The sequence below is a fragment of the Butyrivibrio sp. AE3004 genome, from assembly GCF_000703165.1.
Lineage (GTDB): Bacteria > Bacillota > Clostridia > Lachnospirales > Lachnospiraceae > Butyrivibrio.
Window position 1 is genome coordinate 46,773 of the sequence record NZ_JNLQ01000001.1, and the last position, 21,592, is coordinate 68,364.

The 21,592-nt window shown below is 38.3% G+C and carries 27 protein-coding genes and 1 pseudogene; 13 read left to right on the top strand and 15 right to left on the bottom strand.

What is annotated here, in order from left to right:
- The first annotated feature begins 89 nt into the window (after positions 1 to 89).
- The 6 genes from BV60_RS21470 (at position 90) to BV60_RS0100250 (ending at position 5,106) form a co-directional block, all read left to right on the top strand.
- Positions 90 to 746: a hypothetical protein gene (locus BV60_RS21470; RefSeq protein WP_051656389.1), complete on the top strand. Its 657-nt coding sequence runs from the start codon at positions 90 to 92 to the stop codon at positions 744 to 746.
- A complete protein-coding gene (locus BV60_RS0100230; protein ID WP_051656390.1) occupies positions 739 to 2,112 on the top strand; it encodes a DDE-type integrase/transposase/recombinase in 1,374 nt (457 codons plus the stop codon). The genes BV60_RS21470 and BV60_RS0100230 overlap by 8 nt, the downstream gene beginning before the upstream one ends.
- Before the next feature lie 3 nt (positions 2,113 to 2,115).
- Positions 2,116 to 3,114 carry an ATP-binding protein gene (locus tag BV60_RS0100235; RefSeq protein WP_029318833.1) on the top strand — a complete coding sequence of 333 codons (999 nt, stop codon included), beginning with the start codon at positions 2,116 to 2,118 and terminating at the stop codon, positions 3,112 to 3,114.
- Entirely contained in the window at positions 3,095 to 4,423 is a 1,329-nt protein-coding gene (locus BV60_RS0100240; RefSeq protein WP_156035890.1) for a hypothetical protein, read from the top strand. The genes BV60_RS0100235 and BV60_RS0100240 overlap by 20 nt, the downstream gene beginning before the upstream one ends.
- A 78-nt stretch (positions 4,424 to 4,501) precedes the next feature.
- Positions 4,502 to 4,762, top strand: a complete 261-nt coding sequence (locus BV60_RS0100245; RefSeq protein WP_013282470.1) for a type II toxin-antitoxin system HicA family toxin — start codon at positions 4,502 to 4,504, stop codon at positions 4,760 to 4,762.
- Positions 4,759 to 5,106, top strand: coding sequence for a type II toxin-antitoxin system HicB family antitoxin (locus BV60_RS0100250; protein ID WP_029318835.1), 348 nt, complete (start codon positions 4,759 to 4,761; stop codon positions 5,104 to 5,106). Before BV60_RS0100245 ends, BV60_RS0100250 begins: the two co-directional genes overlap by 4 nt.
- A gap of 258 nt (positions 5,107 to 5,364) precedes the next feature.
- On the opposite strand, the pseudogene BV60_RS0100255 reads toward BV60_RS0100250, so the two are convergent.
- Both BV60_RS0100255 and BV60_RS0100260 read right to left on the bottom strand, forming a co-directional pair.
- A pseudogene (locus tag BV60_RS0100255) lies at positions 5,365 to 6,171 on the bottom strand (IS91 family transposase); the annotation flags it as partial.
- Entirely contained in the window at positions 6,164 to 7,072 is a 909-nt protein-coding gene (locus BV60_RS0100260) for a tyrosine-type recombinase/integrase (RefSeq protein WP_051656391.1), read from the bottom strand. The gene BV60_RS0100260 and the pseudogene BV60_RS0100255, both read right to left, overlap by 8 nt.
- A gap of 303 nt (positions 7,073 to 7,375) precedes the next feature.
- Here BV60_RS0100260 and BV60_RS0100265 point away from each other — a divergent pair, with 303 nt between their 5' ends.
- From BV60_RS0100265 to BV60_RS0100290, 6 genes are all read left to right on the top strand, one after another.
- Positions 7,376 to 8,416, top strand: a complete 1,041-nt coding sequence (locus BV60_RS0100265; protein WP_029318838.1) for a phosphotransferase enzyme family protein — start codon at positions 7,376 to 7,378, stop codon at positions 8,414 to 8,416.
- Between the two features lie 27 nt (positions 8,417 to 8,443).
- The gene (locus BV60_RS0100270) at positions 8,444 to 8,788 is read left to right on the top strand and encodes a hypothetical protein (protein ID WP_029318839.1); all 345 of its coding nucleotides are present in this window, start codon (positions 8,444 to 8,446) and stop codon (positions 8,786 to 8,788) included.
- Positions 8,789 to 8,798: 10 nt separating this feature from the next.
- On the top strand, positions 8,799 to 9,770 hold the full coding sequence (locus BV60_RS0100275; protein WP_029318840.1) for a phosphotransferase enzyme family protein: 972 nt from the start codon (positions 8,799 to 8,801) through the stop codon (positions 9,768 to 9,770).
- A gap of 67 nt (positions 9,771 to 9,837) precedes the next feature.
- Complete coding sequence (locus BV60_RS0100280; protein WP_029318841.1) at positions 9,838 to 10,212, top strand: VOC family protein; 375 nt, start codon at positions 9,838 to 9,840, stop codon at positions 10,210 to 10,212.
- A gap of 79 nt (positions 10,213 to 10,291) precedes the next feature.
- Positions 10,292 to 10,738: a GNAT family N-acetyltransferase gene (locus BV60_RS0100285; RefSeq protein ID WP_029318842.1), complete on the top strand. Its 447-nt coding sequence runs from the start codon at positions 10,292 to 10,294 to the stop codon at positions 10,736 to 10,738.
- A 21-nt stretch (positions 10,739 to 10,759) separates the two neighbouring features.
- Entirely contained in the window at positions 10,760 to 11,353 is a 594-nt protein-coding gene (locus BV60_RS0100290; protein WP_029318843.1) for an NAD(P)H-dependent oxidoreductase, read from the top strand.
- A 469-nt stretch (positions 11,354 to 11,822) separates the two neighbouring features.
- Here the strand turns inward: BV60_RS0100290 and BV60_RS23950 are convergent, their stop codons facing one another.
- The 12 genes from BV60_RS23950 to BV60_RS23955 all read right to left on the bottom strand — a co-directional run bounded on the left by BV60_RS23950 (position 11,823) and on the right by BV60_RS23955 (position 20,276).
- On the bottom strand, positions 11,823 to 11,948 hold the full coding sequence (locus BV60_RS23950) for a hypothetical protein (protein WP_255358066.1): 126 nt from the start codon (positions 11,946 to 11,948) through the stop codon (positions 11,823 to 11,825).
- 31 nt (positions 11,949 to 11,979) lie between these two features.
- On the bottom strand, positions 11,980 to 12,906 hold the full coding sequence (locus BV60_RS0100300) for a hypothetical protein (protein ID WP_051656393.1): 927 nt from the start codon (positions 12,904 to 12,906) through the stop codon (positions 11,980 to 11,982).
- Between the two features lie 42 nt (positions 12,907 to 12,948).
- Positions 12,949 to 14,211, bottom strand: coding sequence for a hypothetical protein (locus BV60_RS0100305; RefSeq protein ID WP_029318845.1), 1,263 nt, complete (start codon positions 14,209 to 14,211; stop codon positions 12,949 to 12,951).
- 242 nt (positions 14,212 to 14,453) lie between these two features.
- Positions 14,454 to 14,933: a hypothetical protein gene (locus BV60_RS0100310; RefSeq protein ID WP_051656394.1), complete on the bottom strand. Its 480-nt coding sequence runs from the start codon at positions 14,931 to 14,933 to the stop codon at positions 14,454 to 14,456.
- Positions 14,920 to 15,780: a DUF3990 domain-containing protein gene (locus tag BV60_RS0100315; RefSeq protein ID WP_029318847.1), complete on the bottom strand. Its 861-nt coding sequence runs from the start codon at positions 15,778 to 15,780 to the stop codon at positions 14,920 to 14,922. The genes BV60_RS0100310 and BV60_RS0100315 overlap by 14 nt, the downstream gene beginning before the upstream one ends.
- Positions 15,781 to 16,174: 394 nt before the next feature.
- Positions 16,175 to 16,624 carry an ASCH domain-containing protein gene (locus BV60_RS0100320; RefSeq protein ID WP_029318848.1) on the bottom strand — a complete coding sequence of 150 codons (450 nt, stop codon included), beginning with the start codon at positions 16,622 to 16,624 and terminating at the stop codon, positions 16,175 to 16,177.
- 57 nt (positions 16,625 to 16,681) lie between these two features.
- Positions 16,682 to 16,930 carry a YdbC family protein gene (locus tag BV60_RS0100325; protein ID WP_051656395.1) on the bottom strand — a complete coding sequence of 83 codons (249 nt, stop codon included), beginning with the start codon at positions 16,928 to 16,930 and terminating at the stop codon, positions 16,682 to 16,684.
- A gap of 32 nt (positions 16,931 to 16,962) precedes the next feature.
- Positions 16,963 to 17,247, bottom strand: coding sequence for a hypothetical protein (locus tag BV60_RS0100330; protein WP_029318850.1), 285 nt, complete (start codon positions 17,245 to 17,247; stop codon positions 16,963 to 16,965).
- 115 nt (positions 17,248 to 17,362) lie between these two features.
- Positions 17,363 to 18,868: a sel1 repeat family protein gene (locus BV60_RS0100335; protein ID WP_029318851.1), complete on the bottom strand. Its 1,506-nt coding sequence runs from the start codon at positions 18,866 to 18,868 to the stop codon at positions 17,363 to 17,365.
- 17 nt (positions 18,869 to 18,885) lie between these two features.
- Positions 18,886 to 19,371, bottom strand: coding sequence for a hypothetical protein (locus BV60_RS0100340; RefSeq protein WP_156035891.1), 486 nt, complete (start codon positions 19,369 to 19,371; stop codon positions 18,886 to 18,888).
- 29 nt (positions 19,372 to 19,400) lie between these two features.
- Positions 19,401 to 19,763: a hypothetical protein gene (locus tag BV60_RS0100345; protein WP_029318853.1), complete on the bottom strand. Its 363-nt coding sequence runs from the start codon at positions 19,761 to 19,763 to the stop codon at positions 19,401 to 19,403.
- A 378-nt stretch (positions 19,764 to 20,141) separates the two neighbouring features.
- Positions 20,142 to 20,276 (bottom strand): hypothetical protein, encoded by a 135-nt coding sequence (locus tag BV60_RS23955; protein ID WP_255358067.1) that lies wholly within the window; start codon positions 20,274 to 20,276, stop codon positions 20,142 to 20,144.
- Between the two features lie 111 nt (positions 20,277 to 20,387).
- Here BV60_RS23955 and BV60_RS22890 point away from each other — a divergent pair, with 111 nt between their 5' ends.
- A complete protein-coding gene (locus tag BV60_RS22890) occupies positions 20,388 to 20,552 on the top strand; it encodes an antA/AntB antirepressor family protein (protein ID WP_155834141.1) in 165 nt (54 codons plus the stop codon).
- Between the two features lie 103 nt (positions 20,553 to 20,655).
- Here the strand turns inward: BV60_RS22890 and BV60_RS0100365 are convergent, their stop codons facing one another.
- Positions 20,656 to 21,369: an acetolactate decarboxylase gene (locus BV60_RS0100365; RefSeq protein WP_029318854.1), complete on the bottom strand. Its 714-nt coding sequence runs from the start codon at positions 21,367 to 21,369 to the stop codon at positions 20,656 to 20,658.
- Between the last annotated feature and the right edge of the window lie 223 nt (positions 21,370 to 21,592).

The following is a 21,592-nucleotide window of genomic DNA, read 5'->3' on the forward strand; positions in this document are numbered from 1 at the left end:
AAAGCCGAATATGAGTGCCAAGGATATAATTATGCCGATAATATTATCGTTATATAAACTTAATTTTATCGATAGGAGGTGCACTAAAAATGTATCGATACGAGGAACCTATTTTCAGGCTGAGAAGTTCAAGCTATGGCAGTAACTATTGGGTATTTCACAGCAGAAAACTTCGGAGAAGAGTAGCAGTATTTTCTAACCTTGAATATGAGAATATTCTTACTCTTGAGATGAATCCTGATGTGGAGTGGTACTGTGAATATCCTTTGGAAACTACTGTCTATATAGGAGGGAAGGAGTCAAAGGTTCTATTCAATGCATGGGTAAAATATAAAGACGGAACAGAAGAATATCAAGGTGTTGCATATCTTTGCAGTTCTGATGATAGTAAGGATCATGCGAAGGTTGCCTGCCAGTCGGCGTGGTGCTTACAGAATGAGGTCAATTTTGTATTCCGAAACGAAAAGAATATTGAAATAGGACCTTTCTATATCCGAAATATATCGCTTCTTGCAGCCAGGGCCAGAAGATTCACAGCTTGTGGAGTAAATGCAGACAGGATCTTCCTAAGTTTTATCCAGGCAAAAAGGCATATATGTATCGGTGAACTTGAAAAGATGGGGCGCCTAGAAAAGTACAGAGCGCTGGATTATATTTCAGATCTGTACTATAGAGGATTGGTCACACTGAGCAATATGAATACAGACTGCATCTCTGCAGATACGGAGGTGATCTCCATTGGCTAATAAAAAATATAATATCGAAGAACTCCGCCAGGCAAGGAGCATGTGGGCTGAACCGCTTATCAGTACTGTCCCTGAATCTAAAAGAAGTAGGTATATGCTAAATAAGCAGGCTGTAGATATGTACATAGATGGCGAATCTGTAAAAAAGATTACTGAAATGACAGGTATCCCCGGTTCGAGGATGGTATCGCTGATAGAAAGATGTCTTTCTTCAAATGATGCAGGGAATATTCTTGGATATCATGGCCTTTTAACAGGAAGTAAACCCTTTAGAGAAACGAGATCAGGACATGGCAGAGAGTTTGATCAGCTTCTGGAGAAGTATCCTCAATTGAAAGAGTTCATAATAGGGTGTTATTTTGGTGACAGGAAATATACGCTTGTCAGGAACATGAACATAACATCACTTCACAGGTTATTTCTTAAAGAATGCCGCAATCTTGGCATCACAGAGTGGCAGTACCCATTTACTACAGAAAACCGTGGATATGTCAGCATGTGTGCCTACGTCCATAAACTTGAAGCTGATAACATTTCTTTAAATGCCAGAATATTTGATAAAAATACTGCCCAGAAGCTTGCGTCTACAGGGATTGGGCACAGGCTTACAGTCAATCCGGTGGCTCCTTTTGCTACAGTACAGATTGACGGCCACATCATAGATATCGAATATGTAATTGATGTACCCAATACAGACGGCACTGTTAGCAAGGTTGTTGCTACAAGGGCGTGGTTAATAGCCGTGATAGATATAGCAACAAGATGTATCCTTGGATATTCCCTTTCTCAGGAATTTAATTACGACCAGTATGATGTCATGGATGCTATTAAAAATGCCATCATACCGAAAACTCTGCTGGATCTGACCATCGAAGGACTTCAGTATCCATCTAATGGCGGTTTCTATTCAATCGCGTTTCCTGATTTCAAATATGCAGTCTTTGATTCAATAATGCTGGATAATGCAAAATCGCATCTGTCAGCATACACGGTAGGAAAACTTGTAGATGAGCTTGGCTGCTGCGTTAACTATGGATCTGTTGCAACTCCCGAAACAAGAGGAATTGTTGAAAGATTTTTCGGAACGCTAGAGTCCAGAGGATTCCATATGCTGCCATCAACAACCGGGTCAGATACCAAAGATCCTGTCAGAAAAAACCCCGAAAAAAATGCAATAAAATATGATGTCACATATGAACAGATGACTGAACTGATAGATGTTCTCATAGCTGAGTATAATAACACACCCCATAAAGGGGTAGATGGACTTTCACCCTTAGAGTGCATGAGCTGCAAACTGTTTCAAGCGGGGCTTTCACCGGAAGACCTTTATACGTTGATGTTCCAAAGCAGAAAGGAGGGTTAATGCGTGTATTCTGCAAAAGAAGCTGTATCAGCTAATAATATATCAGAACAGTTCATATCACAGATGACTATCCGCTATCTTACTTCCCGTAAGCTTGTATTTCCGACTAAGAGCATCCTTGATGAAGAACGGAGAATCAATTCATGGCTCGGCATAGGAGCTTGTGGGAGTATTACTTATGGAAGAGCCAGGATAGGCAAGACGGTGTGCATGAACTATGTAGCTGAATCCATAAGAAATCAATATGGGAGCCGTGAAATGGTCATTATATGGAATGTGACTGACCACCCCGAAACTGAGAGAAACTTCTATGCCTCGATACTTATGGCTATGGGCTATGAATGTCCCAGATACAGCACTGCACTAATACTAAAAGAACGAGTTCTTAATGAGCTTATATTACGTGCTCACGAGACCCCCTTTAAGAAAGCAGTCATGTTCATTGATGAAGCCTGGAAACTAAGGGAAAAGGATTTTTACTGGCTTATGGATTTATATAACAATCTTAGCGGAAAAGATATCCAGTTATCTGTGTTCATGTACGGGACAAGGGAACTTAAGGATCTTAAGCATTCCTTTAAACTTCAGGGCAAAGATCAGATAGTTGGACGTTTCATGATCAATGAAAGCCAGTTCTTTGGTATACAGGATCCCAAAGAGCTCCAGTTCTGCATGGCTTCGGTAGATAAACTTCATGTTTGCATGACAGACTATGAAATATTATCGGATGGACTTGTGGATTTTTATTTTCCTTACGCAGATGGTAAGACCTTTTTTGATATCAGCAATGACTTCTGGGAAGCATTTCAGAGTGTAAGGATTCAAAAGAGGATTGCGGCAGAAGATATTCCCATGAAATATTTCATAGATTCAATGGTGATCTGCCTCAATATGCATGGAAAACTGGGAAGCAGTCCAATTGCATTCCCTACGAGAAAGGAACTTGAAAGTTGTGTAGCGCTTTCGGGCTATGGTGAATCAGATGATGAATACACTAAATAAAGAGGATTTACTTTTTTCCAGAAAATACAGATGGGATAAAGAATGGGTGAGACCTTATGAATCCATATTCAGCATTCTTGCAAACTTTTGCAGGGTCAACATATGTTCAAGTAAACATGCGCTCAAAATGCTTGGAGCTGAAGCGACCAACGAGAAGAAATATATAGAAGGATTTCAGATGGATGGACATTGCAGAAACAGTTTAGAAACAATCAAGTGCCTTAATAAAATTTTGCCCCAGTGGTATATAGACAAAATGGAAATCTTTGCGCATATGGATTATAACACTGCAAGATCTTATTTTGGTACATATCATATGCGAATATGCCCCAAATGCCTGAAAGATGGATATCATAGCATAATCCATCAGTTCAATTATGTAAAGACCTGCCCTTTCCACCCGGGAACAGGGACGAATGGGAGATTTGTTTTTGAACATAATTTCTATCACGCAGAAGGAATCAGATGCAGTCCGTATGAGAAAGGGACAGGATTTAATGCTTATTTATTACCCCTTCCTTGCTGCAGGACTAATCCAAATGACTTTTATGATACAGATGTGATCAATAGATCTTTTGAAAAATATGGGAAAGTGTACACTTCAAATATAAGTTATCTTTATTCACCTATTCTTTCTAAAGAAGCAGATAAAACGCCTATAATATCGAAAATGTATGTTGATCGACGCCCGGAAACATATGATTGTTTTCAAGCGGGTTTCTTCACGTGGTTTAATCAGCAGAATGTAGTATATAATCCATTTGAGCGCATAAAGAAGTTCTTCCGTATTATGCCTGCAGAGTATGACTCTTATGATATGGTTGACTGCTTTTTATTCGCAAAATATATGTCTATCATAGGCAAGGGCATTTTCTCACTGTCAGAAAACGATGTTAACACCTTACATTACGTGGACAGTATCCGTGATTCGGATATGACACTGCTCGCAATATGCTTCACATGGATAATGCAGGGCTTCGAAGAGCCCAGTGATGCTATCAGCGCAGCCTGCCTTGGACACAACATCCGGCCTGTAATGCAAAGAAATTTACGGTCATATACTCTGGAAGATGTTACTTGTGTAGGTGGGATACGTTTTTACGAAATTGGCGAATCTGAAGCAGATAAAGTTTATCTTAAACTTTTCATCATGTCAGATATGATAGATGACCTATGGATCCAGTTCAAGAAATCAGCAACGTCTACAGGCGGAGTATATATATCTGATCCATGGAACACACTAATAATCCCGACATATCAGGTATTGTATCTGAAACATGAAGATATGTATGAAATAAGGAAATGCTAGCTGTTACTCTGTTGGAATTGACGAGGTAGGGCTAAAGTGTTATATTGTAACTAGAAAATAGTTGCAAGAGGAATTACTGTGCCAAAGAAATCAAAATTACTAGAAAAAATACTGTCAAAACCCGCACCGACAAGTTTTACAATAAGAGAACTGGACGCACTTATGAAGCAATGTGGCTGCGAAAAGTTCGAGGGCGGAAGAGGATCAGGAATAGGCTATTATCATGTTGAAACCAAGCGCATCCTTCAATTTGACGGTCCACACCCAGGCAATGAGCTGTACAGGTATCATGTAAAGATGGTCATAGCATTTCTTAAGGAAGTAGGTGAGATAGAATGATAAGTTCACTGATGGAATACAACGGATATCATGCAAAGGTAGAATTTGACCAGGAAGATCAGATTTTTATCGGTCATGTTCTCGGAATCAATGATTCTCTGAACTTTCATGGAGAATCGGTAAAAGAGCTTACCCAGTCAATGCATGACTGTATAGATAATTACCTGGATTACTGCAAAAAGATTGGTAAAGAGCCTGAGCGTGAGTTTAAAGGCTCCTTCAATGTCCGTATTAAACCCGAACAGCACAAGAAAATTGCATTATATGCTGCCAATGAAGGAATCACAATAAACCAGTTTGTATCCAGAGCTATTGATGATAAACTGGACATCCTAGAAGGTTAGCCCAAAGACGCAATATTTTTGTTAATCCGCCGATTCGAGAACTGATAACTAAAGATGGATTTTATAATGGAAAAGCCTTGATGACAAGGCTTTTCCTTATTTGTTTCAACTATTAAAATATAAGGGTATGAAACCTTTTCTGAGCAAATTAGATATGATGAGTTTAAAAAAGTTGTGGAGAAAATTAAGACATTATAATCTGTAGAAGTGATTCATTTCGCTGATTAGATTTCAGTTAAAACTGATTAAGACAAACTAAAGATTTACAATTCGACGATTGCTGATGGCAATGCGATGAGTATATTTTCCAAGATACTGGAAAACTTCCTGTGCACCAGCAAATGTCCTCTTTGAATAGACAATCCAGTCCGTTTCATACAGCTTATTCATCAGTTCCTTGAATTCATAATCGTTTTTAAGATAGGATGATTGGCCGGTATATTTGAGTTTTCCTGTGTCATGTAATAACTTCAACTCGCTTAAGTAGTAACGCCTGAATACAGGGGACATGACTTTTACAGGAAGAAAAAACTTATGGCCTTTGTCTTTCCAGTGATTGTTTTTATCCAGCCCGCCGCCAAGAACAATTACATGCAGATGTGGGTGGTAATTAAGCATGGAACCCCAGGTATGAAGAACACAGATGTAACCAATCCTGGCTCCAAAGTGCTTGGGATCCTTTGATAATTCTGAGAGTGTTTTGTTAGCTGCATGGTAAAGAGCATCGTATAGGAGTTTCTGGTTTGAATACACAAGTGCATAAAGTTGGCTTGGAATGGAAAATACTGTGTGAAAATATGGGGCATCCAGCACATCCTCACGGCGCAGATCAATCCATTCATCTATGTTCATGCCCTGACACATCGGACAATGGCGGTTCTTGCATGAATTATAGTGGATGTAAGTTGAATGGCAGGATTCACACTCGCTGACATGTGCACCCATCTCAGCAGTCCGGCAACTCCTGATACAGCGTATGGCATTGAGCTGCACATCAGAAAAAGATCTGTCAGCAATAGTGGGAAGAAACTGCTCAAACACATCCTGTATAGTTACATTACTCATCCTTCTTGCCCTCAGACTTCTTTTTTGAAGACTTTTCGCTGGTAGAAGAGCCCTTGCGAGGGGATTTCTTTTTTCTGTCCAGGGGACTCTTTATACCCATCAAAGATTTATTTGTAACGTTTATATATACTGCTGTAGAATTGGGAGACCTATGTCCAAGCATGGACTGTACATACTCGCGCTTAGTATCATCCTCAATGAGATGTGTTGCGAAGGAATGGCGAAGAACGTGGGGATGGATTTTGATACCAGCTTCGGCTCCGACTTTTTTGAGCATTGTCTGTATTGCTCCGGGTTTCAAAGGTTTATGTGGCCTTCTGAGAGTAACAAAGAGAGTATCACGTGGATCAGGACAGGAATACCAATACTGTTTGAGAAGTTCCAGAGCTCTTTCAGACAGAATGGTCCAATGATCCCCATGATTCTTTGAATTTCTTACATGAACCTGCATGGTAGACATGTAAATATCTGTTGGAGCAAGCTTGCAAACCTCACCGACTCTGAGACCTGATGAATAGGTAAGAGCGATGATTGCTTTGTTTCTGATATTTGTAGAAGTATCAATCAGCTTTTCAATATCATCTCTGGAAGCAACCTGGGGTAACGTCCAGTTTCTCTTCATTCGGGGAACTATATCAAGGTCCCAGGTGATGTGAAGAATGTATCTGTAGAAGAAAACAAGCGCAGAATTAATGCCATTACAGCTTTCCGGCGTGACACCATCATTTCGCTTCTTTATGATATATTCTCGCGCATCATAAAGCGTAAGTTCATTGAAAGGTTTGTTTCCGGTCCATTCCAGAAATTTACCTATATGATATGTGTATTGCTTACAAGTGCCCTCAGATCGATTCCTGATCCTGCACTCTTCATGAATCTGCCTTTTTAATGATTCGTCCATAATAAAACCTCCGTAAATGTAGTAGTAAAAATGTGGTTACTACTGGTTACGGAGGGTAACGAATTCTGTGAATATACTTGTAAGGCTTGTTTGTAGGTGATATTCTCTTCATAGCAGTAGTAGTGGCTTTTGGTAGTGTTTGGTTTTTGTGTGGTAACTTAAACGATACATCATCAGGACGTCACTATCTACTGCTTTTTAAGTAAAAGAAACGCTGCGCCACAGCCTTGGCAGGCCGTCGCGCAGCGACTTAGTTCAATTTCAGGATAATCGACCAAGAAGAAAAGGATTAAAAATAGCCATATGATGAAAAAAGATCTTTTATTCAAAGCGGCACAGCTTTACGGATTCGATACTGCCTCAGCCAAGGAAGTCCACGGGCATGAAGGCGGAAGGAATCTGGTATTTTTGATTGGAAATGATTTGGTTCTCAGAGTGTCTTCTCTTTCAGATAGAAGCATTGAGGATTATGAGGCGGAAATCGAGTATGTACATTATCTTTCTGAAGGTGGAGCCAGCGTGGCAGATTCGATTCCTTCAAGGAAAGGGAATCGAATTGAAATTATCGATGAGAAGGTAGTAACCATGTTCGAGATTGCAAAAGGTGATCAGATAGCCGATCATGGTTACCAGTATATTGATGGAGTTCCGATAGACGAGTACTTCTATCTTACCGGCAAGGTTTTAGGAAAAATACATGCTCTTTCAAAGAGCTACAGCCCGATACATAAGCGTTTTGATTTCTTCGAGAAGTACAATGAGGACTATTTCGAGAGCCTTATCCCGGATGATTTCTTTTGTTTACATATGAAGATGGGGCGTCGGGTTAAAGACAGACTGCATGAATTTCTGGAGGAACTGCGCAGACTTCCGCGGAACTCCGAAAACTATGGAATGGTTCACTTTGACTATAGTGATGGAAACTATAACATTGAGTATGATACAGGAAAAATCAATGTATTTGATTTTGATAACTGCCGTACTTGCTGGTATTTATATGATATTGCCAATTTATGGTCCCATGGTCTTGGGTGGATTGCCTGGAATGAAGACGCAGATGAAAGACGGGCATATATGGAAAAATATATGCAGACAGTCATTAATGGATACCGGACTGAGTGTACCATAACCGATGAAGAACTTGAGCATCTGGAAATGATGGTCAATGCAGTATTGATGGAAAATATCATTGATGTCTTTGAGGTAAAGAAGGCTTCCGGCGAAGATTTCGTTTTCGATGAGGAAGAAAGCTACAATGTGAAGTGCCTTGTGGAGGGGCTTAGCTGGTTTGGCTTCTACAGTGATATTTTTGATAACGAATCACCTTTTGAGGTAGAGATATAAATGAAAAAATAATCAGAGGAATGCATAATGAAAAAGACATTTATTGAGATGAAACTCTTTCAGGTAAAGCCCGATAAACTCGAGCAATTCGAAGCTAAGATTGAGGAAATGACCGCAAATCAGTTTAAATGTGAAGGCTGCATATCACTCAAGTATTTCAAGAGATTCTATACCATAGATGGAGTCGAGCTTGGCGAGTCTCCGAGGGAGTTAACCAAGGTTGTAAAGTGCGTTAAGTATTATTCATACTGGGAATTTGATACGAAAGAAAACTATGGCAAGGCCATAAAAATCTTTTTCGATAATTACAATAAAGTTTTGCAAAAAATGCTGATTTCTCCATTTGATATTAACTTGGGGTATTCGGTTTAAGGTAATACTTATGACGATAGAATACAGACAAAAAGCTTTAGAAGCGTTAGCTCATTACAATATAACAGCGACAGAAATAGAATTGCTGAGACACAATGAGAATCTGACCTATCGCGTGGGAAACGAGTATTTGCTGCAAATACATGAGCCGACAGAGGGGGTTTCAGCAGAGTTTTTTTACGACGGTGTTGATCGTGTCGAGATATATAAGTCAGAACTTGATTTTCAAGCCTACTTAAAGAAACAGAGCATGCAGATACGCGAAGCTGTTGAAAACCGTTATGGTGAACTCATTACAAAGTTACAGAATGGTACATATGTTACGGTTTCAAAATGGTTGGATGGCGAATCGTTAGACAAGCTTGAGTTGAATGATGCAATCTGCTATCAGATAGGTGATATGCTTGCGCGTTTGCATCAGAAGGCAAAGGGATTCCGGGTATCACCGGTAAAAACCTATGGAAAGCAACATTGCGAATGCACGAAAAGGAGATTTCAGGCACTGGAAAATCTGGGGTTAAGCAACGAGTATTCTTTGATCATGCAAAAGTGCTGTGATCATGCCGGAGCTGTATTGGAAAACGTGCAGGATGAATTTCAGATGATCCATGGGGATCTGTCTGCATCGAATATCTTGCAAACACCGGATGGGCTTGTGCCTATTGATTTTTCTTTTTTCGGTATGGGACATCCGATGTATGATCTTGCTGTTCTGTTTGGAAATATCGGCGGATCATTGGCGCGTAGGCAACAAATGGCAGAAGGATATCGGAATACAGGCGGTACGATCCGTTACGATGTGTTAGATGCCTGTTTTGTACTTACCTTGTTAGATTGTCTCGGAATTCATTATGAACAGTGGAGTAAGCAAGAGTGGTTTGCATCGAGAATGCAACGGTGGAATAAGGAAAACCTGATCCCATATGTGCAGGGAGAGCGAATATATGCGGATGATTTTTATCTGTTACATGTGCAAGGATAACTTACAGTTTTATAGACGATGACAAAATCGGAGTTTGTCGAAAACATCGACCAAGGAGAGGACGAAAATGGTAAAAGGTATACATCACATATCGATGAAATGCAATATTGGAGAAATAGATAGAGTAAAAGACTTTTATATAAATGTACTTGGTATGTCTATTTGCCGGGAATGGCCAGAAGGAATAATGATAGATAGCGGCAACGGGCTGATTGAAGTATTTGTAACTGGTAATGGCGAACATAGGAAAGGGTCTATTCGTCATATTGCATTTGCAACAGAAGATGTTGACAATGTTATAGATAAAGTAAAAAAAGCGGGATATGAAGTTTTTATTGAACCAAATGATAAAGTTATTAATTCTTTGCCTGAATATCAATTTAGAATGGCATTTTGCTTTGGACCGCTGGGAGAAGAAATAGAGTTTTTTTATGAAAAATAAATCCAGAATTTGTCGAGATGATCGTTAGAACATAATATCGGAATTTATTCCGGGTTAGGGAGGTAAGGATTATCAGCTGATGATACGAGAAGCAAAAAAAGAAGATTTGGAAGCACTTTTGGAACTGTATCTTTACTTACATGAAGACAGTATTCCCAAGCATGATGAACATCTTGAAAAAATATGGAATCAGATCATTGAAGATCCGAATCACCATCTGATCGTAAATGAAATTGATGGTCAGATTATATCTTCCTGTGTTTGTGTGATCATCCCGAATTTAACAAGAAATATAAGACCATATGCTTTTGTTGAGAATGTGGTAACACATGCGGATTTCAGAGGAAACGGATATGCAGGTGAATGTCTGAATTATGCAAAGAAGATTGCGGAGAAGGAAAACTGTTACAAAATGATGCTACTGACAGGATCAAAGAAGCCGGAGACTATGCATTTCTATGAGAAGGCTGGGTATAACAGCAGCGATAAGACAGCTTTCATACAGTGGATAGGGATGGATAAGTAGCCATAGGTAAAGGAGTATGAAATGAAGGTATTCATTGTATATTGTCATCCAAGTAAAAACAGTTTTACATACGAAGTGAAAGAAGCTTTTATCAAAGGACTGGAGAGTGCAGGACATTCATATGAGATTTCTGATCTGTATGCAGATGGATTCAATCCCGTGATGTCGGAAAAAGAGTATATAAGAGAAGGATTTTATAATTTGGATAGTCCTGTATCGGAGGACGTTCTTTTTGAGCAGAAAAAGATAAATGAAGCAGATGCGATAGCTTTTATTTATCCTGATTTTTGGACTTCGTCTCCTGCTATGTTAGAGGGATGGTTTCAACGGGTATGGACTTACGGATTTGCATATGGGGATAAAACATCTATGAAATGTCTTGAGAAAGCTTTATTTTTGATTACCATGGGTGGGTCATTAAAAGATAATGTAAGAAGAGATCAGCTGGAAGCAATGAAGACAGTTATGGTTGGTGACCGGATCAGAAATAGAGCAAAAACCTGCGAAGTATATGCTTTTGATGAGATGACCAGAGGCTATGGTAATGATGCTAATCGGGATAAAAACGCTGGTAAGTATCTAAGAAAAGTATTTGAAATTGCAAAAAACTTATAAAAAGGAAAATTTCTGTTGAAGATACGATTCAGCTTTTGCAATGTGACGTGGACGATTATATCCGAATATAACCCTTCCAATTTACAACACGGAAAATCTTTAAAAGATTAGGATTTAAAACCTAGAATTATACCTTTTGAATTATGAAAACTTAATACAGAGCTTTTATTAACAAACACTCAGAACTATACAACTGCATATCAGAGACACGGGCGGAGCAGAAGAATTTATATTCTGTTCCGCCTTGCTGTTTCTTTGTTTGCTATTTAATTGTTTACTTCTTTAAATTGGGATTTAACGAAGTGCTTTTATACCAAACTGATGTTCGCTGCTATTTCACTGGCTTTATCACGATTTTTAAAAACATAACGCGACTTTTGAGCCCTTCGCGAGGACAAAAAGTCGCGTTTACTATTTCAATTATTCTATAAAAAATCTTATTTTAATGCATATTTAAGCCATTTTCTTGTTAAACACAATTAATACTCGGCCTGTTTTTATTGATGTCATATTCTTTTAACGTGTCGGAAATCTGAGCCCCTACAAGGCCATCGACTACCTGATCAAATATTCCGTCAAGGTCAAATTCACCCATCACCAGCCTCCAGTAACTAACGTAAACTGTTCTATCGAACAGGCATTATATCATATACAAACACTTCATGTATTTCTTCGTTATAGTCATCATAGAATCCTTTAGGAATACCAAGGACTATCCTTGCGCCCCGGTTATACAGCAAAAGAAACTTGTTGTTGACTTTATCAAAGGTAAGCCCCTCTATCTCGCCTTGCCTTGTAACTTCTACAAAGGAATGCTCAGGACTCACTAAATATGTGCTGCCCGCCGTTCCCAGGTCTATTCGGTACATATTATCAGGTTCATCTTTGTCTGCATCACCATCGTCAGCTGTTATATAAAGGCTGCCATCAAAATATGCTACTCCTTGTATCCACTTGGGAGCTGCATTCATTTGAAGCCTGCCTTTATAGCCTCCGTTATCCAGGTCATACATATACAGATAACTACTTGATGGATCATCTACCCATGATGACATATATACTATTCTGTCATCCTCGTTTACTGCTATTCCGGAGCATTCAATCTGTCCGGTGTCAGTCTTAAAAGGAAAGACCCTTTTAAGCTCAAGTGTGTCTCCGTCATAAACAGCCACCTGAATATTGCGACCTACACCATCCATGAAATATTCGACGCCAAGATAAAGTTCACCCTGATACACGTCGATATCGCCGATATGGTTGACCTCGATATCATAACCCTTAAAAGGATCTGTGTTCTCAGCTATTACATTCCAGTCTTCGTCGTATTTTGTAAGCGACGTAGATCCGCTAACCCAGTAATATCCGTCTTCTGTACATACTCCCTGACGGCCATTAACTTTATGGATTGACTCAAGCGTATATTGAAAAGAAGCCATAACATCATCTCTTGTTCCACATGCTGTCAGTATCAATATAGATATGATAGCCAATGAAAACACCTTTCTAAGCATTCTGATTTCTCCATTTGATGAAATTCCTCTGTTTAATGACATGTATATGACATGGCTGCAGAGTTTCGAACTTCGCCACCTGTTTTACGGCAAAGGAAAATGCGCATTGTCTGCAGGGATATGTTTGTGTACTTTGTAGGAGATACCATTTCTTTTAAGCTCATCAAGCAGACTATGAATTATGATATCTTCCTCAAATCTTTGATGTACAGTTAGGAAAATCCTTCCTCCGACTGCTGCAACTTCAGTAAGCAAGGCATTGGCGCTTGGTACGTGAGTCCAGAATTCGGAGATATACTCTTCAACAGCTTTATACTTCCATTTTCCAACATAGCTTACCATATATGTGAAAAGCAAACGTCCTCCTGAGAGAGACCTTGCAAATACATCATATTTTTCAGCAAGAGTTGGAGCTGAATCAAGCATTAGACGGTTTCGGTTAGCAGAAAAAGTCATAGCTCCGGCTACCCGTTCAGAATCACTCTGAATAAACGTCTTTCCACGGTAAACTGTGCATTGCCTGTCGAATGGCATGTTTCTTATTTTGTCGCTGTAATCAAGAAAAACCGTACTAACACAGTTGTGATGTGTGATTGAAGCTCCAAGCATAGGTCGTGCATTTATTATATATGAGCCCATGATTTTCTTATCCCGGTCAGGGTAAAGCGAATCTATCACTCTGGCATTTAAAAGGGCTATCATCGTTCCTGGGCTCGCATCGTTTGCGGATGTATACTTGAGAAAATCAGCTTCTGAGATCTCAATATCCATAAGGTTAAGATCTGCTGTATGAAACCCTGCATCTTTCTCCAGGGAGAATGCGGGCGTATATGAAGGTGTGGCAACATTTGACAGATCTATCTCGGGAAGGTAATCCATAGGGTCTATTGCCTCTTCAGGACGCACTTCATCCTCAAGTGTGCGAACGCCCTTGTGATCCGTCACACCATACCTTCTTGAGCAATACTCATAAAGCAAGGTTGAAAGGACCATATACATACCGGTCCCGTCAAGAAGGCCGTGATATATGTCAAGATAGATAAAATCGTCCCTGTAGCATACAGCCCATACATGATAATTGGACTCTTCGCTGTTCAAGCTGATTCTTTTATTGTCATTTATAAGTGCTATTTCTTTGGGGTTATCCTCATAATATACCCGGTTTTCGTCCCTCTTCATCTGCAAGGATAGATAAGGATAGCGCTTTGAAGTATTTCTCACCGCTTCTGAAAGCATCTCACCGTTTATCTCATCTTTCATTCGCACACACAGTCTTACAGTGTAATCCATATTTAGTCCAAAGCTTCCATATACATGCAATACATCACCGCGCGTCAATTCTTTCAATCTTTTGTCCTCCTATTCTCGTATTTACAAACTGAAATATGCGTTGTTAGAAAGTACTATCCGGAGTATCCAGCTCTATATATCCAATCTCATATTTGCCATCCCTGTATGTAATATTAAAGCCTAGGCTTGTACGACATTCCAGTTGGTATAGTAAGGCTCTTCCTGAACGTAATCCCCATATACAAATACATTCATCCCGAGGCCTTCTACAAAATTGTACATTTAATACATATAAGTTTCTAGTATGTGCCCTTTTCTTTTATTGCCTCTTTGAGGCGGAAATTGTTGTCAAAAATATTTTCATCTAACCCACTGATATCCAGCAAACTTGCAATACACCATTCAGGGTCTTGAGTATGAAATGTATAATAAACATCATTCATTTGTTTATATGCAAATAAATCCATGACAAATCTTGTTGAGACTTCTCTGGTATATGAAATATACCTGTATATATATCCAATCCAGAACAACGCGCTTTTAGAATATTTCGTTTTACCATAATCTGTATCACCAAATTGCTCAATAATACTCGAAATACCTTCATTTACATCCAATGACAAGAGTGCAGGATTGTTGCTATCTAAAGTATTCAGCAAATTTGAATGTATAAATCTTCTAATAAAAATCCCGGTAGAACATTTTAAATCATAAGATTTTTCAAACAATTTTCCTTGATATTCTGCAAGTAAAAGCCCATTATGGTCAAATTTTCTCATTGAAAATCTCCTCTATATACAGTCCTGTTTTAAATTCTCTTTTTGCGAGCTTTAATTTTGTGTCAATCTCAAATCCACGCTCAATGAGCAATTTTTTACATTCATCTCTTTCAGGTATGCATAAGTAATATTTTTCAATTGGAATCAATTTGCTTAAAGCTTTATCCGTTTTAAAAATATATTGAAAGCCAAGTTTTGATGCTGACAATGAGTGAAGAGCAACATCAGCATTTATTTCACCCTCGGTGAACTGAGCCATTACATAAAACATTTTATTATCTGCAATAGGGGCAATGATTACATCAGCATTATTTATCTTTTCTAGGATATTTTGTACTTGCTTATCATTCGAGAAAGTTCCAAGTGTACCACGATGATAACAAATAGCAAGCATCCATTCCATGGAACAGTCAAATCTGCAAATTTTCAAATTATCGAGGGAGTATCTGAAAGAATATACAGAAGATTTGTCGTTTTCACAGACAAATGACAAAGCCTGATTATAGGTTTCTCCTAAATAGAATCCATTCCCAAAATCACAACTGTTTCTGGAGCCATTGACAGTGATTGTAGACAGACCATTTTTTGACCCATGAAAAAGTACATCTTGATATTTTTCTTTTATCAATTCTTCTTTTACCGAATTTATTCTGTAATTACTATTGTATACATATGAATAAAACTTCTCATAAACGCTATCAGTAGTCATACCATTCTTAGAAATTTCATCAAGTGTCACTCTGGAAATTCCGGTCTTTTTTGATAATTCAAGTTTTGTCGTTTTCTCTGACTCGATGATAAACTCGATGTCTTCTTTGATTTTGTATTCACAATCAACGTTAATCATGTCAAGCTCCTTTAGATAGAAAATCTATTATTATTATAGCTCAACAAACATATATGTTCAATCTGTACAAACAAGTTGTACCCTATCTAAATCTCAGGCAGTCTAGAGAACAGGGCTCAGCTACTTTATTGAATTTATCGATGATTCTCTTTTCCATATTTTTCTCGGAGATATAGCCAGAATAGCTCAAGCTTTGCAATACTTACGTGCATAACTTAAATTATACGCATAAATATAGAAGACCTACCCTCTATGATCCTTATGATCTGACATTGGTTTCGGTTTGTAAGCATCTCTTTTTTGTTTTAAAAGGCCTCCCTTGATAATATAAAACTTTAATTAATTCTTCTGCTGATAATGTGGCTTTTAATGTAATCTGAGTGTTTACAATCCTTTAGTAAAGTAATGGTTTCCAATACTTATCAAAAAATTTTCCAACATACTGTTCAGCATCCTCATCATACACAATAGCCGGCTTCCAGTCTGACTCTGGTATAATGTCAATATCACCATCATAGTTCCATAATGACAACTTTCCCTTTATCTCAAACGGTATTATAGGTCTAGGATTTTCTAATACCCATGCATAGTCCACGAAATAATGATAAACATAGTCTTCAGGCGGAAGTAATGAACCTTCGCAATCTCCCCTATCAAATCTTCTTATATCTTTAAGAGTTACAACTCCTAATGCGTGGCTTGATATGCATCCGCGTTGCTTCTTTGCAGTCGAACAAATCAGGATATCACCTCTATAGGCAGTATCCCATGAACGGATTTCAATAGTCTTTCTGCCTGATATAATTGCCATTGCATAATATGGATGTACTGATAATGCTTTCATAATTTGCTCCACAATTGTTTTTTTATACATCTAAAATCACTTACATTTGTTATATATTTAATCTGAACTATCTATAACATTAATAATATCATTTAGCTTTAAGAGCTCATCTTTAGAGAAAGTAACGCCCTTCCCCATCTTTTCATGTGTTGGTGACCATTCTCTAATATCATATTTAGGTTCTTTTCCATGCCACGAAACAAGATTCAACTCCTTTTTCCAACCGGAAGGGGCTTCTGATATTATTCCTATATGTTTTATGATTTCATAGTTTTCACCTTTAAAAACAGAAGTTTCCTTTGTCAATATTTCTTTCTTTGAATCAGCTACAACAGCTTCTATAGTATCTTTTGTTTTTTAGATGGAGACTTATTATCTGTAGTTCCCACTCCTATGTAATATTCCTGGACTTTCCTAAGACGATTTTTGTCAGCGGCATAAACTATAAGGTATTCCCGCCCATAAGCATTTGTTTCTACTGACGCACAGCCTTCTGCACCATATGTAGTTGCTATAGCCGAAATAGCATCATCAACTTTTCCTCTTTTTATGCATAATACACCATCAACTAATTTAACATATGGCTTCATGGTTTTTGACAGATTATCTTTTAATATTCTCATATTTTTCCCTTACCCATAAAATAATATGCGCTGTCATTATGGAATTTAAGTATGTATTGATATTTATAAATCTACAATCACGAATAGCCTGCTCTTCTGTAGCTTCCTCAGTATGCTATACCTTCTCGAAATCATTCTTAGTCAAGATATAATTCGCATTCTTAATTATAAAAATCACTTTATCACCCATGCAGAAAGAATATGTGTTTTCGTCACAATATTTGATATTGTCCACGTACATATTGAACTTATCCTTACACTCATATGCAATCGGTTCATCCGTTGTAAATTCTGATGCGAAGGCGCGGGTAAGAGTAACACGTTCAAGCTCAGGTGCTACAACCATAGCCTTTCCAACATCTTCGCCCTTCGGTCTGATAACTTTTATCCTATATCTATTTTCGTTAATATGACTAATCTCAATCTTTGATTTGCACTCACGATCAATCATGTCAAATAGCCAATATGGATTTCTTGTTATCTCTTTATCTTTGAAAAATCCCGGTTCCAGATGTTGCTTTACTTCTGCTATACTCTTGGTTATATTATCCTGAACTTTTTTATCTCCAAAGAAATCGCTTTTCTTGAGCCTTTTTTTAATTGCATAATCAGCTTCCAGATAATGATAAAATGCTTCACTATAACGTCCATTCCTCTGATAATGTGCGGCCATTCGCAGTGCTACATCTGCAAACTTAGCATCATCGCCCATACAAAAGTCCGGTCTACAGCCATAATAAAGTTTATGTATAATGTGCGCTGATGTTTCCGGAGATTTTATGCATCCCTTACCTGCAAGAAACATATCAGCAATCTTATACATAGACTCGATGACATCGTGTGCGAAGCCTATTGAAAAATACTGAAAGGCTTTTTCATATTCCGGCACGCCTTCATTACATCTGCCATAGTAATAAATGTATCCAAGTGTATTCGCATAATAAGGATTTCCGTCTAATTCAAAAAGCTTTGTTATAAGCTTTCTGGACTCGTCCCAATCACAGTCAAATACTTTATCCCCGCCATAGCATCCATAACCCTTTATTCTCATGGCTAATGGATTCTCGGCATCGCACTCTTCGTTAATTATCTTTCTGAAAAGCTCCCTGCGCGAATTAGATACTCCGGCAGTATCCTCAATAAATTCCTGGAGTATTTCTTCAATCTGAGATTTGGTAAGTTTCCAATCTACCGGTTCATGATTTCTATTAAACTCATAATTGTCTGCCATCTGGATTATTTCCAAAAGAGCGGACTTTATTTCTTCTTCATAACATCCAATGTAAATTCCGATGTTATTGATTGCATTGTCCATAGCCTTAAACTGATCATAATCATTGTTAGGCCAGAGATATCCATTATCTCCCGTGAAGGTCCACATGCCTTCATAGCAATCAGCCAAATCATTAGAGACAAAACAATACCAATTCTGAAACATCTCAGCATTGGTACCAGCTTTCAACATATTTTCGCATGCAACCCGCAAATCCTGATAGGATGGCCTATATGTCCCTCTATAATTATCAACATTATAGAATTCTTCGTTTTCAGTATCAGTTTCAAATAATGCCGGATTCACTTCAAATCTAACAATGGCTTTTAAATCATTAGCATCATACATTCTAGCCACCTCCATGATTATTTCATGAATATACGCATTGCCGAGTAAGGATACTTACATTCCTTATAAAAAGGATACTTCACCTTGCAATCCTCATAATTTTTAAGCCTATATTTCACGCTATATTTATTCATTAATGAAATAATTATTTCCAGATCTTCAAGAATCACATCCCTAGATGTCCCTTCCACTAGCATTTTTCTCATGCCAAGAACATTTACTTTAAAAGCTTTTGACAATTCAGCCATTGCTTCTTTTTCAGGCATATTCTGTTGTGGAACTATAGTCAAATTCACCCTTTGATTAAAAACAGGGTCAAGTTCACAGGGCGTATTCAAATCTACAGCGATGGTATCATGGCAATTGGAACATTCCATGTATAGGGTACCAGCCTCACTTTGTCTCCAAAACATTTCCTGTTTACCGCAATTTTCACATAAATCTGTTTTTGCGATACCTTTCTGCACTTGATACGCAATACACGCTTCACAACCATTTATCATATGATTATCCCTCTGATAGTCTAAAGGCATCATCTCATTTCCATAACTTTCATAAATGCATCAAAATTTTCTGGATACTTGTTACTTCCCCAGTAGTGCAATCCTTCAGATTTGTCTGAAAACTTAATGTCCAGCGACCATTGTGTTCCGTCCATCACATCAGGATCATCATATCCTTCATCCCATTCATCGATATGAAGACTGTCTAATTCATCAAGCAACATGCTCCAAGTTTTTCCGACATAAAGGGGCTTTCCGTTATCAAAAGCGCCATTATAAAATTCTCTTTCAACGAAAATCTTCTCTCCCTCATGAGTCAACGTTCTCTTTTCGGCACCATCGAAAAAGCCACCATATGATACTATAATTGTCTTTATAAATTCCTTTTTCATTGTTTGTTTTCCTTATTCTCTAGTGGTTCTAAGTACTCTATAGGCTTACCATGAGCTTTGGCATACGCAATCTCTCCCCTAGTGCTGTCACCAATATAGCCACCAACGTTAATTACAAAAATGCTGTCGGCCATATCTATCTTATCTTATATCTTAAATAAGATAGATTATCCAAGGAGTTTATTTATCTGAGTATTTTTGCTTAATACCGCCAAATTAAGCTAGTCGTAGAATACTGCTTATTGAATAAATTACTAGGATCATCCACCAAACTGAATATTTCGGGCTGTGAGCCCACCTAGTTCGCAATTGAGCCCCACCTATTCACACAATAGCACCACTATAATTTCACAAAATTCAATTCACACTTCAGCACCACTATATATCGTCAAGTGGAACTATCTTTCCGGATATGGGTATCTGTCTGTTTTTTCCGGCATCTGTTTTAAGGCCTCCTACCATGTAGCGCTTGTCAAGGAACACACTGTTTGTTTTTAATATGTAATAATTCATGCAAATAGGACTCAAGGTTAGTCTCATAAGACAATCTTGAGTTTAAAATAATTGTGTAAGTATTATCAGGGTTGCTGATTAAAAAAACTTTAATTTTGATAGGAAGGCATAATGAACGAATTATTAAAGATTGATTTTGACAAGCAAACAATATCAGCCAGAGAACTTCATAGAAAGTTGAATATTGCTACAAGGTTTAATGACTGGTTCCCACGTATGTGTGATTCAACATGTCTTTTATGGATGCTTGTGAGTGAATATCCGGCGAAAAACTGACTAATAGGACCAGACGCGCTTTTGTTGTAGCTGATATCTCTACCTCTTCGCCGAGGTCGTTAGTTCCTTTTAAAACTCTGCCTGTATATCTGATGTTTTTACTTTACTCGACGGACTTTATCTCGCTTTCCAGATCCTCTTTAAGAGAATAGGTATCAAAAGACGCTTCTTTTGGAAGATTTATGTGGATACTGGTAATCTTATCTACTCTGGCTGCTCCTTTGATTATACTTGCATCAAAAACATGCCCGCCTTTCTTTCTGTCCTCGGAGAGAAAATGAAGATGCCATCCCGGCATATTTATTCCATCCATATAATCTGGAAAATATACACCCACCAGAGATCCCCGGATATTCTCAAAAAGAAACGATTGCTGCGTGTGGAGAAGAATCTCTTTCAGCCTGATATGGTGCGACCTGTAAGGCCCCTCCGATCTGGCATCGATTTTCCCAAACTCTCCGTCAATCCTGACAATATGCATACTGTTAAGCCCGAATACCTCTTCGATCTTCCTTGTCAGTTCTGTCTGAATTGAGGCAAAATTCGGCATGTCATTAAGCTGAAACTGCTGATTGCCATAGAGCCTGGCCACAGCAGCAAAAGGAGTTCCCGTCGAAGGATCAACCTCTGTTACATTCCCGAACTGATCTGACCTGTAGCAGTGTCCATCCATGACGATCATCTCACCGTTCACATCCTCAAATGTTCCCAGCCCGGTATCACCATGCTGAATTAGTTCGTCTACATTTATCACCGTCCGGCTGTACCCAAGAATTAGCGCCTGAAGTGTCGACACCTGATACATAGTATTTTCCATTTGGTATTTCTCCTTTTTTATATGTACTTCCATTATAACATTTTAAAGACAGTGATTTATAGTCGATAAAAAGTTTAAAAACAAAATCGCATGACAAAAAGAGCATCCGTTCGGGTGCTCGAACAGAAAAGAATTCCTAGAGTGTTACCTTAGTGAGTAAGTCACTCTGGTAAGTTCCATCCTGTAGATGGTTCGAATTAGCTTCTTTGTCGCATGAGATACT

Excerpts from the sequence above, each read along its gene's own strand:
- BV60_RS0100310 (WP_051656394.1), bottom strand. The coding sequence starts at position 14,933 with ATGAGAAAATTTGACCATAATGGGCTTTTACTTGCAGAATATCAAGGA.
- BV60_RS23955 (WP_255358067.1), bottom strand. The coding sequence starts at position 20,276 with ATGAATTATTACATATTAAAAACAAACAGTGTGTTCCTTGACAAGCGC.
- BV60_RS0100260 (WP_051656391.1), bottom strand. The coding sequence starts at position 7,072 with ATGGACGAATCATTAAAAAGGCAGATTCATGAAGAGTGCAGGATCAGG.
- BV60_RS0100270 (WP_029318839.1), top strand. The coding sequence starts at position 8,444 with ATGAAAAAGACATTTATTGAGATGAAACTCTTTCAGGTAAAGCCCGAT.
- BV60_RS21470 (WP_051656389.1), top strand. The coding sequence starts at position 90 with ATGTATCGATACGAGGAACCTATTTTCAGGCTGAGAAGTTCAAGCTAT.
- BV60_RS0100340 (WP_156035891.1), bottom strand. The coding sequence starts at position 19,371 with ATGATAAATGGTTGTGAAGCGTGTATTGCGTATCAAGTGCAGAAAGGT.
- BV60_RS0100240 (WP_156035890.1), top strand. The coding sequence starts at position 3,095 with ATGATGAATACACTAAATAAAGAGGATTTACTTTTTTCCAGAAAATAC.
- BV60_RS0100315 (WP_029318847.1), bottom strand. The coding sequence starts at position 15,780 with ATGATTAACGTTGATTGTGAATACAAAATCAAAGAAGACATCGAGTTT.
- BV60_RS0100335 (WP_029318851.1), bottom strand. The coding sequence starts at position 18,868 with ATGTATGATGCTAATGATTTAAAAGCCATTGTTAGATTTGAAGTGAAT.
- BV60_RS0100280 (WP_029318841.1), top strand. The coding sequence starts at position 9,838 with ATGGTAAAAGGTATACATCACATATCGATGAAATGCAATATTGGAGAA.
- BV60_RS22890 (WP_155834141.1), top strand. The coding sequence starts at position 20,388 with ATGAACGAATTATTAAAGATTGATTTTGACAAGCAAACAATATCAGCC.
- BV60_RS0100365 (WP_029318854.1), bottom strand. The coding sequence starts at position 21,369 with ATGGAAAATACTATGTATCAGGTGTCGACACTTCAGGCGCTAATTCTT.
- BV60_RS0100285 (WP_029318842.1), top strand. The coding sequence starts at position 10,292 with ATGATACGAGAAGCAAAAAAAGAAGATTTGGAAGCACTTTTGGAACTG.
- BV60_RS0100265 (WP_029318838.1), top strand. The coding sequence starts at position 7,376 with ATGATGAAAAAAGATCTTTTATTCAAAGCGGCACAGCTTTACGGATTC.
- BV60_RS0100250 (WP_029318835.1), top strand. The coding sequence starts at position 4,759 with ATGATAAGTTCACTGATGGAATACAACGGATATCATGCAAAGGTAGAA.
- BV60_RS0100345 (WP_029318853.1), bottom strand. The coding sequence starts at position 19,763 with ATGAAAAAGGAATTTATAAAGACAATTATAGTATCATATGGTGGCTTT.
- BV60_RS23950 (WP_255358066.1), bottom strand. The coding sequence starts at position 11,948 with ATGGGTGAATTTGACCTTGACGGAATATTTGATCAGGTAGTCGATGGC.
- BV60_RS0100320 (WP_029318848.1), bottom strand. The coding sequence starts at position 16,624 with ATGAAAGCATTATCAGTACATCCATATTATGCAATGGCAATTATATCA.
- BV60_RS0100290 (WP_029318843.1), top strand. The coding sequence starts at position 10,760 with ATGAAGGTATTCATTGTATATTGTCATCCAAGTAAAAACAGTTTTACA.
- BV60_RS0100300 (WP_051656393.1), bottom strand. The coding sequence starts at position 12,906 with ATGTCATTAAACAGAGGAATTTCATCAAATGGAGAAATCAGAATGCTT.
- BV60_RS0100330 (WP_029318850.1), bottom strand. The coding sequence starts at position 17,247 with ATGAGAATATTAAAAGATAATCTGTCAAAAACCATGAAGCCATATGTT.
- BV60_RS0100275 (WP_029318840.1), top strand. The coding sequence starts at position 8,799 with ATGACGATAGAATACAGACAAAAAGCTTTAGAAGCGTTAGCTCATTAC.